This is a genomic window from Frankia sp. AiPa1, from assembly GCF_023243075.1.
Classification (GTDB): domain Bacteria; phylum Actinomycetota; class Actinomycetes; order Frankiales; family Frankiaceae; genus Frankia.
Genome location: NZ_JALKFZ020000089.1, coordinates 1 through 2,293 on the forward strand (window position 1 = coordinate 1; position 2,293 = coordinate 2,293).

The following is a 2,293-nucleotide window of genomic DNA, read 5'->3' on the forward strand; positions in this document are numbered from 1 at the left end:
GAGTATGTGTTCCAGCGTGGGGCGCCGTCTCCTCCCCGACCTGAAGGCCGGGGCATCCACGGCGCGAATCCGGTGACGTCCTGCCACCACTCGTCGGTGCCTAGCTCTTCCAGGAGATCGGCCTGGGCGAGTACCAGCGGGATACTGGTCTGCCCGAGCAGCGCATCGGCGATCTCCTGGAGGCGGACACGCAACTTCGTGAACCCCGGCTCGACGCCGAGACAGGCCAGTTGCAGGCGCAGAATCAGCAGGTCAAAGCGAGATGAACATCAGATAGGTGATCTGTTCGATGACCTCCAGTGGATTGGAGATCCCACCTGACCAGAAGGCGTCCCAGACCCGATCAATCCTGCTCCGTAGATCACCCGTCAGCACGTAGGGAGCCTACCGGTACGTACACGTATCAACGGCACGCGTCATGCCTCCCGCCCATCGTGTCGTGCCGAGCCAGACAGCAGCCGCGGTCGCCAGCCGATCGATAGGCCGCTGCCCTCCCCGCCGGGGTGGGGACGATCTGCGGGCGAAGAAGCGGTCGCCACCCCTTGACCATCCCAGTCCCACGAACCGACGATGAGGTCGAATCTTTCGCGCATGTTCGAGGAGGATGGCCTCATGCGGCTGACGCTGCTCGGTACGGACTCGCAGGCGGGTCAGTGCCCCACGCTCTACGCGACGGATCGTGACACCTACGTCATCCAGGGGTGGACGGTGACCGATCCGGAGGCGCTGGCGGACCTGAAGGACGTGCTGGAGGGCGAGACGTTCGTCGAGGTACCGAAGGCGTTGTTGCGGTTCGCCGCGAACGATCAAGAGATGGGTGTGCGGGAAGAGGTGGACCGCTGAGTCTGCTGATCGGCGGGGAGTTCGACCGGCTGTTCCGGAGCTTCGAGCACACCGCGTTCCGACTGGAAGCGCGGGACGACTACCAGGTGTCGTACGAAGCCGACGCGCTGCGGCAGTTCACGGCCGGCGAAGCAGTAGATCTTGGCTGGTTTCAGGGCTGGCTGACCATGATCCGTGGCGCGACGGCCGAGGGACGGCGGTTCGCTCGAGTGCGGGTCGTCACGGTGCCGTTGAGTGACTACAGCCGGTTCGGGGTGTACTGCTCGCAGTTCACCAATGCCGCGGGTGAGGACATCCGCTACCTGCCCCGCGAGCAGGCCGCCGACCTACCGAGCCACGACTACTGGCTGTTCGACTCCCGGCTGCTCGTCCGGATGCACTTCGCCGACGACCTGACCTTCCTCGGCGGGGAGATCATCACGGACCCTGCGACCGTGATCCAGCACAACTACTGGCGCGATGCCGCCTGGCACCACGCCGTCCGACGGGATGACTTTGTCGCCGACTAGATCGACCGGTGCGACCAGCGTCGACGAGGCGCGTCGCGCCCTGGGGTTGCGGCTGCGTGAAATGCGCCTGCGGGCCGGGGTCACCGGCCGGCAGCTCGCGGAGTCCGTGTCCTGGCCCGCGTCGAAGATCTCGAAGTTGGAGAACGGTCGCCAGACGCCGACTGACGGGGATATCCGCGTCTGGGCTGAGGCCACCGGGGCCGAGGGGAAGATCGAGGGGCTGCTCGCGTCCCTGCACACGCTGGAGCTGCAGCACGCCGAGTGGCGCCGCCAGCTTTCCTCCGGGTTGCGTCAGCACCAGAGCGAACTCGTCGATCTCGACGCTCGGACCCGGTTGTTCCGTGCGTTCGAGCCGACCGTGATCCCTGGGCTCCTGCAGACCGCGGAGTACGCCCGTGCGCGGTTCGCCGAGACAGTGACGGTGTTCAAGGTGCCCGGCGGGGTCGATGACGCCATCCGGATCCGGATGCAGCGCCAGGAGATGCTGTACCGCTCCGACAAGCGGTTCCACTTTGTGCTCACCGAGGCGGCGCTGCGGTACCGACTGTGTCCGGTCGAGGTGATGATGGCCCAGCTCGACCGGCTGGTGTCGCTGTCGACGCTACGGAACGTCCGCCTGGGGATCATCGGCTTCCCGACCCGGTACGTCGTCGCGCCGGCGCACGGCTTCTGGCTGCTGGACCAGGAGCTGGTCATGGTTGAGACCTTCTCCGCCGAGCTCAACCTGGCCCAGCCTCAGGAGATCGAGCTCTATGGGGGCATCTTCGACCAGCTCGCCACGGTTGCCAGCTACGGCGCCACCGCACGCACCATCATCACCCGCGTCCTGGACGACCTCGCTGCCGAGCTCGCCGACGATGGCGCCTAGTGCCGCGTCCGGCAAGGTTTGCCCTGAGTTGTGGACGGCGCGCCGGCCTGGGTCCCGCGCCTGTGCCGCGGCG

The 2,293-nt window shown here is 66.7% G+C and carries 5 protein-coding genes; 3 read left to right on the forward strand and 2 right to left on the reverse strand.

Translation table 11 applies throughout. The annotated features are described in order from the left end of the window. The coding region (locus MXD95_RS07585) for a hypothetical protein (protein WP_250639826.1) at positions 1-194 on the reverse strand (194 nt) is incomplete at its 3' end. A gap of 58 nt (positions 195-252) precedes the next feature. Further along, complete coding sequence (locus tag MXD95_RS07590) at positions 253-375, reverse strand: type I restriction-modification system subunit M N-terminal domain-containing protein (RefSeq protein ID WP_250639827.1); 123 nt, start codon at positions 373-375, stop codon at positions 253-255. 237 nt (positions 376-612) lie between these two features. On the opposite strand from MXD95_RS07590, the gene MXD95_RS07595 reads away from it, so the two are divergent. The 3 genes from MXD95_RS07595 (at position 613) to MXD95_RS07605 (ending at position 2,220) form a co-directional block, all read left to right on the forward strand. After that, positions 613-843 carry a hypothetical protein gene (locus MXD95_RS07595; RefSeq protein ID WP_250639828.1) on the forward strand — a complete coding sequence of 77 codons (231 nt, stop codon included), beginning with the start codon at positions 613-615 and terminating at the stop codon, positions 841-843. 62 nt (positions 844-905) lie between these two features. Then, positions 906-1,352 (forward strand): DUF6879 family protein, encoded by a 447-nt coding sequence (locus MXD95_RS07600; RefSeq protein WP_518455381.1) that lies wholly within the window; start codon positions 906-908, stop codon positions 1,350-1,352. Further along, positions 1,339-2,220 carry a helix-turn-helix domain-containing protein gene (locus MXD95_RS07605; RefSeq protein WP_250639830.1) on the forward strand — a complete coding sequence of 294 codons (882 nt, stop codon included), beginning with the start codon at positions 1,339-1,341 and terminating at the stop codon, positions 2,218-2,220. The genes MXD95_RS07600 and MXD95_RS07605 overlap by 14 nt, the downstream gene beginning before the upstream one ends. Positions 2,221-2,293 lie beyond the last annotated feature (73 nt).